At 35.4% G+C, this 6,904-nt stretch carries 5 protein-coding genes; 3 read left to right on the forward strand and 2 right to left on the reverse strand.

Annotated elements, in window-relative coordinates; translation table 11 throughout:
• Window positions 1-638: AraC family transcriptional regulator (locus tag LDB17_RS01595; RefSeq protein ID WP_393924849.1), on the reverse strand; the 638-nt coding region annotated here is incomplete at its 3' end.
• A gap of 170 nt (window positions 639-808) precedes the next feature.
• On the opposite strand from LDB17_RS01595, the gene LDB17_RS01600 reads away from it, so the two are divergent.
• From LDB17_RS01600 to LDB17_RS01610, 3 genes are read left to right on the forward strand one after another with little or no spacing between them, the layout of a single operon-like run.
• Entirely contained in the window at window positions 809-1,861 is a 1,053-nt protein-coding gene (locus LDB17_RS01600; protein ID WP_252637493.1) for an efflux RND transporter periplasmic adaptor subunit, read from the forward strand.
• A gap of 9 nt (window positions 1,862-1,870) precedes the next feature.
• A complete protein-coding gene (locus LDB17_RS01605; protein ID WP_252637491.1) occupies window positions 1,871-4,972 on the forward strand; it encodes an efflux RND transporter permease subunit in 3,102 nt (1,033 codons plus the stop codon).
• A complete protein-coding gene (locus LDB17_RS01610) occupies window positions 4,969-6,246 on the forward strand; it encodes a TolC family protein (protein ID WP_252637490.1) in 1,278 nt (425 codons plus the stop codon). Before LDB17_RS01605 ends, LDB17_RS01610 begins: the two co-directional genes overlap by 4 nt.
• A gap of 137 nt (window positions 6,247-6,383) precedes the next feature.
• On the opposite strand, the gene LDB17_RS01615 is transcribed toward LDB17_RS01610, so the two are convergent.
• Window positions 6,384-6,887: a pyridoxamine 5'-phosphate oxidase family protein gene (locus LDB17_RS01615; protein WP_393924850.1), complete on the reverse strand. Its 504-nt coding sequence runs from the start codon at window positions 6,885-6,887 to the stop codon at window positions 6,384-6,386.
• Window positions 6,888-6,904: the final 17 nt, after the last annotated feature.

A 6,904-nucleotide genomic window follows, 5' to 3' on the forward strand; every position in this document is an offset into this window, starting at 1 on the left:
TAGAAACGCACACTACGTTCTTTCATATGATATTCAAATAACAAGCTGATGAAAGTTTGTAAGTATTTTTCTTTGCGGGTCAATACCTTATAGTCAATCTTCTTGTCCTGATATAGCTGCAAAACTTCATAAATTAATGTCTGCAATAAACTTCTTGCAATTTCTTCTTTGTAAAGAAAATTTGTTCTTTTGTAACGCTTTACAATAAAGGCATGCAATTCCAATAAATCATTCGTTTCTTCTTCACTTATCTTTAAACAAGCCATCTGATCTATTTTTTTAGGAATATCAATATCTATAATTAACTTGATATCGGAAATAAAGTCAAAAGAAAATAATAAGAACTCTACAACTAAATCTTCACTTTGCTCTACCAATTCTAAAATATAATTAGGCAGAACAACAATAATAGTACAAGGCTCAATTTTGTACTCACGTAAGTTAATTTTGATTCGTCCGGTACCTTTCACACAAATAGCAAAAGCTATTCCTTCCATAATTTGCGGATATTTGAAATCAAATGCATAATCATCAATATTAGCACTATCATCAGATATGACAAAGTTCTTTATTCCGTGATTTGAGGTTTGATCTTTAAAGTCATCCAGCGATATTTTAGCATAATTTTCCTTATTCATGATCTTATATGTTTCATTTTGGTCCTAAAAATATAAATAAATGTTGATAACTGCATAAAAAACGAAGTTTTGAACGTTTTTGGCGTAGTATTGATTTAGACAGAACCATATTATAAAGAGATCTTTGCGACAGAAATAAATAGTTGTAAAATTCCTTTTTAATGAAAGTTATGGATAAATTGAAATTATTTTTTAGTAGATCGGTATTGTGTCTTCTATTTTTAGGAATGGTTTCCTGTTCCGCAAAAAAGAGTGAAGAAGCCAATTCTAGAACTGTTCCGGTAAAAATACAAACAATAAAGTATAGTGATGATATATACCAACAAGAGTATATAGGAACTGTAGAAGGTGAGAATTCGGTTGATGTTAGTTTTCAAGTAAATGGAAATATTGAACAAGTATATGTACAGGAAGGGCAAAATGTTCGAAAAGGACAATTGTTAGCCCGATTGAATACAAGTTCTATTGAAAGTATGCACAATGCAGCAAAATCGACCCTTAATCAGGCACAAGATGCATATAATCGCTTGTCTATTCTTTATAAGAACAACAGCCTTCCGGAAATAAAATATATAGAGGCGAAGACTCAGTTAGAGCAGGCTCAAGCTAATGAGCAAATCACCCGTAAGAATTTACAGGACTGTAATTTGTATGCTCCCATATCTGGTGTAGTAAGTCAACGCTATCAAGAAGCAGGTGCTAATGTCGCTCCTGGTACTCCAATTTATAATTTGGTAACTATAAATTCGGTGAAAATAAAAATAGCTATTCCCGAGAACGAAATTTCAGCAATAAAAATTGGTGAATCTTCCCGGATAAAAATATCTGCGTTGAATGATGCTGAGTTTGAAGGCAAGATTCAGGAGAAAGGAGTATCTGCAAATCCGTTATCACATACCTACGATATTAAGGTGCAGGTAAATAATCCCAATTCACAGATTATGCCAGGGATGGTGTGCAAAGCTTATCTAATAAATCCATCAGGAGTTTTAGATCGAAAGAATATTATAATTCCATTGAAGGCAATACAGGTAGACTTTTCAGGTAAACAATTTGTCTGGATAAAAGACGATCAAAATAAGGCTATATATAGAGAAATAATTCAAGGAAAGCTGATCGGCAATGGAGTTGTAATAGAGGAGGGGCTGCAAGATGGGGATAACCTAATCATTGAAGGCTATCAGAATGTAAGTCCTGGTGTAACAGTCGAAATAGCTAAATAAGAAGAAGATATGAAATCAGAATCTGGTATTATCGGCTGGGCAATGAAGTATAATAAGATTATATTGCTCATTGTAATAGTGTTAAGTTTATTTGGAATTTATGCGCTTAATGTGATGCCCAAACAGGAATTTCCTGTATTTACAATCCGTCAGGGTGTTGTAGTGGGAGTATATCCTGGAGCCACTTCTGTCGAAGTAGAGGAGCAGTTGGCTAAGCCTCTTGAGAATTTCTTGTTTACATACAAGGAAGTAAAGAAATCGAAAACATATTCACATTCTAAAGATGGGATTGTCTATGTATATGTAGAGCTGAATGATGATGTAAATAACAAGGACGAGGTATGGTCAAAAATAAAACATGGATTGATGTTTTTCAAAGCCAAATTACCATCAGGTGTTTTAGCTCTTATTGCTAATGATGATTTTGGAGATACTTCGGCATTACTAATAACGCTTGAATCGGAGACCAAAACTTATCGTCAATTGGAAACATATTTAGAAAATCTCGAAGACCGTTTACGAACTATAGAATCTGTTTCCAATCTGCGCCGTTATGGAGAACAGAATGAACAGATAAGTATATATGTTGAAAAAGAAAAGCTGGCAGCGTATGGTATTAATATATTGAACCTGTATCAGACGCTCATCACGAAGGGATTTATTACAACTGCAGGTAAGATTGATAATCGTGATATGGATGTGCCAATACATATCGAGAGACCCTATCAATCTGAGAAGGATTTGGAAGAACAAATCATCTATTCAGATGCTCAGGGAAATCATATCCGATTGAAGAATATAGCGAAAGTTGTTCGGGAATATCCTAAGCCTACTAGCTATACTACCAATAATGGCAAAAAGTGCCTCGTTTTATCTACTGAAATGCGTGAAGGCTATAACGTTATTCAATATGGAAAAGATGTCGAAAAGGTTCTCGAACAGTTCCAGAATGATATTCCTAGTGATATTCATATCTATCGTGTAGCCGATCAACCTCAAGTTGTGGCTCATTCTATCACAACTTTCCTAAAAGAGTTAATGATTGCTATTGTAGCTGTTATACTCGTAACAATGATATTATTACCCTTACGGGTTGCCGGCGTTGCGGCATCTTCCATTCCTATATCTATCTTTATATCTTTAGGGTTGATGCTTGCTTTTGGTATGGAGCTTAATACGGTTACATTGGCTGCCCTAATCGTGGTATTGGGTATGATTGTAGATAATTCGATCGTAGTTGTAGACATCTATCTTGAAAAATTGGATCATGGTATTCCTCGTTGGCAGGCATCGATAGAAAGTGCCAAAGAATATGCTAAAGCCATCATCTCGGCAACACTTGCAATCAGCCTCACGTTCTTTCCATTCTTAGCGATGCTTACAGGACAGTTTCTCGACTTTGTAAAGCTCTTTCCTTGGACTGTACTTATTACGTTGGGTGTATCTTTGGCTGTGGCTGTTCTTTTTATACCTTTTCTGCAATATTTCTTTATACGCAATGGATTACATCAGCCCGGTAAGAAGCAGAAAGAAACATTCTTAGATAAATTACAAAACGGATATAATTGGCTATTGGAAAAAGTATTTCAATACCCGAAGATATCTCTTACGATAGGTATCATTTCTATCATATCGGGTATTTACATGTTTGTCAATGTTCCACAGAAGCTCATGCCTATAGCTGAACGGAATCAGTTTGCAGTTGAAATATATTTACCGAACGGCAGCTCTCTGGAACAGACAGAAGTAATAGCTCAGGATCTTGAAAAGGTTTTGAGGAAGGAGAAAACTGTTGTTTCTGTAACGTCTTTTATTGGAACGGGATCTCCTCGTTTTCAGACAGCTTATGCACCAAAAGTGGGAGGACCTAATTTTGCTCAGTTTATTGTAAATACAACATCGAATGAAGATACAGAATTGTTGTTGGATAAGTATTCCACTCAATATGCCTATCATTATCCGAATGCTTTTGTAAAATTCAAACAATTAGAGTATGAATCAGTAGATGCTGACATTGACGTTCGTATATCGGGAGAGAATATAGCCGATCTGAAGAAAGTGGCAGACACTTTAATGACTAAATTAAAGAAACTGGATGAACCGATCAGAATTTATACAAATTATGAGGAGCCGTTGCCCGGTATAAAAATAACACTAGACCCTGTAGAATCCAATCGGTTGGGCGTAAATGAAGGAACTTTGGCGTTGGGTTTGGCTTCTCGTTTCGGGGGAACACCAATCACTAATATCTGGGAAAATGATTATTCATTGCCTGTTGTATTGAAATCGAAATGGGAGAATAAAGATCCTGTGGCCGAGGATGTATCGAATGAGTATGTTGCAGGTTTATTATCACCTAGTGTCCCTTTACGCCAGATAGCTGATGTTTCAGCAAACTGGACTGAGGGTCAAATCAACCGAAGAAACGGAGTACGCACCCTATCGGTTTTCGTTGATCTAAAGAGAGGCGAAAGATCGGGACTGGTTCAACCAAAGGTGGAGGAGATTGTGAATGCAGTCACTGCAAAATCATTACCTAAAGGTGTTTCTATTTCATATGGAGGAGTAAAGGAATCTGATGGCGAGACAATGCCAAAGTTGATTAAAGCTCTTTCTATCTCAATCGTTATCATCTTTTTCATACTTGTGTTTCACTTCAAAAAGATAAGTTTAGCTACACTCGTTTTGGCTTCTACCTCTTTGAGCATTTTTGGTGCGGCTATTGGTTTAAAGGTGATGAATGTAGACTTTAGTATAACGGCTGTGTTGGGAATTGTGAGCCTAATTGGTATTATCGTTCGTAATGGAATTATTATGTACGATTACACCGAAGAGTTAAGGCATAAACATGGTAAAACAGTATTTGAAGCATCTTTGGAGGCCGGAAAACGACGGATGCGCCCTATATTCCTTACATCAGCTGCTGCATCTATGGGGGTTATTCCTATGATCATAAGTAAGAGCCCACTTTGGTGTCCGATGGGAACAGTTATCAGTTTTGGAACTATTTTCTCCATGATATTCATCCTTACATTATTACCCCTTGCTTATTGGCTAATTTATAAGCATGAAGATAAAAATATATCTAAAGACGAAACCGAACAATTATGATCAAAAAATATATAACAATAGTAACAATGTGTATGATAACTGTATTTATATCTGCACAGACGAAGTATAGTCTCGAAGACTGTAAGCAATTGACTATCGAGAACAATCGAAAAATTAAAAATAGTCGGTTGGAAATCGAATCATCCAAAGAAACTAAAAAGGATGCATTTACTAATTATTTCCCATCGGTCAGTGCTTCAGCATTTGGATTCTCGGCTAAAGATCCTTTGGTTACGATGAACATGGGAGGAGCCCCGATCGGATTTCTTAAAAATGGTATGAGTGCTGGTATTACAGCGACGCAACCGATCTTTGCCGGAGGCAAAATAATCAATGGCAATAAATTGGCTGACTTAGGAATTCAGGTAAGCCAATATCAGGCTAAACTATCCGAAAATGATATGTTGCTGAATACAGAGAATCTTTACTGGCAATTGGTTTCTTTGTATGAAAAAAGAAGAACTTTGGATGTTATAGACAGTCAGGTAGATCAGTTGTTGAAAGATGTAGAGTTGTCTTATAAGACAGGAATGATTACCAATAATGATGTTTTGAAGGTAAAATTAAAAAAGAATGAAGTCGTAAGTAATCGTATTAATCTAGATAATAATATCAAATTGGTGAAAATGTCTTTGTGTCAGCAAATGGCTATGGATTTGAGTTCAGCAGATTCTTTAGATATACAGGTTCCTAATATTGAAGACGTTGAATCGCCTATGAAATATTACGTGGATCATAAAAATGTTTTACCCAATAGAGCAGAAGCAAAACTCCTTGATAAAAATGTAGAAGCCTCGAAGCTGCAGACTAAAATAAAAAGAGCTGATTATTTACCCACAGTGGCTGTTGGTGCAACATATTCCAGAGATAACTTTATGGATAAATGGAATACGAATGGGGCCGTTTTTGTTTCTGTCAATATTCCAATCTCCGGATGGTGGGGTGGTTCTCATGCTATCAAGCAGCAGAAAATACAAGAAAAGATAGCATTAAACAATAAGATAGATATAGAAGAACAACTGTTGTTACAAATGCAGAATGTAAAAAATGAATTGGATAATACTTATAAGCAAATATTGTTGGCAAAAGATGGTGTTGAGCAATCTACAGAAAACTTGCGTCTTAATAATCAGTATTATAAAGTGGGCACAGTAACCCTTACGGATGTATTAGATGCTCAAACATTATTACAGCAAAATCGAGATAAGTATGTTGAATCGTATGCTAATTATCAAAAGAAACGGATTGAGTATTTGCAAGTAACCGGGCGCTAATTTTTTTTATTTAATACCTGTTTTGATAGGGCTGTATGATCTTATATAATAATTCATTTCATTGATAATGAATTAAAATATCTAGATTGTTACAAAATCCCTTGATGGTAAAAGGACATTTTTTATTAAATGTCCTTTTATTTATAATATTTCCCTGTAATTTCAATTGGATCTATCTCTATAATACCCGTTGCTTTCAGCATTTTTTCAGGAAAGCTCAAATGAGATAATTGAGGGGTATATTTTGAAACAACAGCATGTAGTACATTTTCTTTGAGCGATTTATCTTCCACAATTTTGGCTGTACCTAAGATGATTACACTTCTGAATGCAGTATTTGTGTCACAAACATTTTCGTTATCAGGAATGATTGCACCCATTTCATCCACTTCAAATCCAACCTTATCATTTTTAGTCAAGTTTGAAATCTTTTGTCCTTTGATTAGTCCGTGGATATATATTTTTTCATCATAGACGATGAAATGTACAGGGACAACATATGGATACCCATTTTCATTGTGTGTACCTATGCGTCCAACTTCTGCTTTTTTCAATACATCATCTATCTCTATCTTCGACAACTGATCTACCTGACTGTCTATAACATCCAAAGTTCTTCTTTTTTCATACAAAGAAACCAATTGCCAGTAAAGATTCT

The sequence above is a fragment of the Dysgonomonas sp. Shenzhen-Wh21 genome, assembly GCF_043392705.1.
Classification (GTDB): Bacteria; Bacteroidota; Bacteroidia; order Bacteroidales; family Dysgonomonadaceae; genus Dysgonomonas.

Coding starts and splice junctions, on each gene's coding strand:
- LDB17_RS01600 (WP_252637493.1), top strand. CDS start 809: ATGGATAAATTGAAATTATTTTTTAGTAGATCGGTATTGTGTCTTCTA.
- LDB17_RS01605 (WP_252637491.1), top strand. CDS start 1,871: ATGAAATCAGAATCTGGTATTATCGGCTGGGCAATGAAGTATAATAAG.
- LDB17_RS01610 (WP_252637490.1), top strand. CDS start 4,969: ATGATCAAAAAATATATAACAATAGTAACAATGTGTATGATAACTGTA.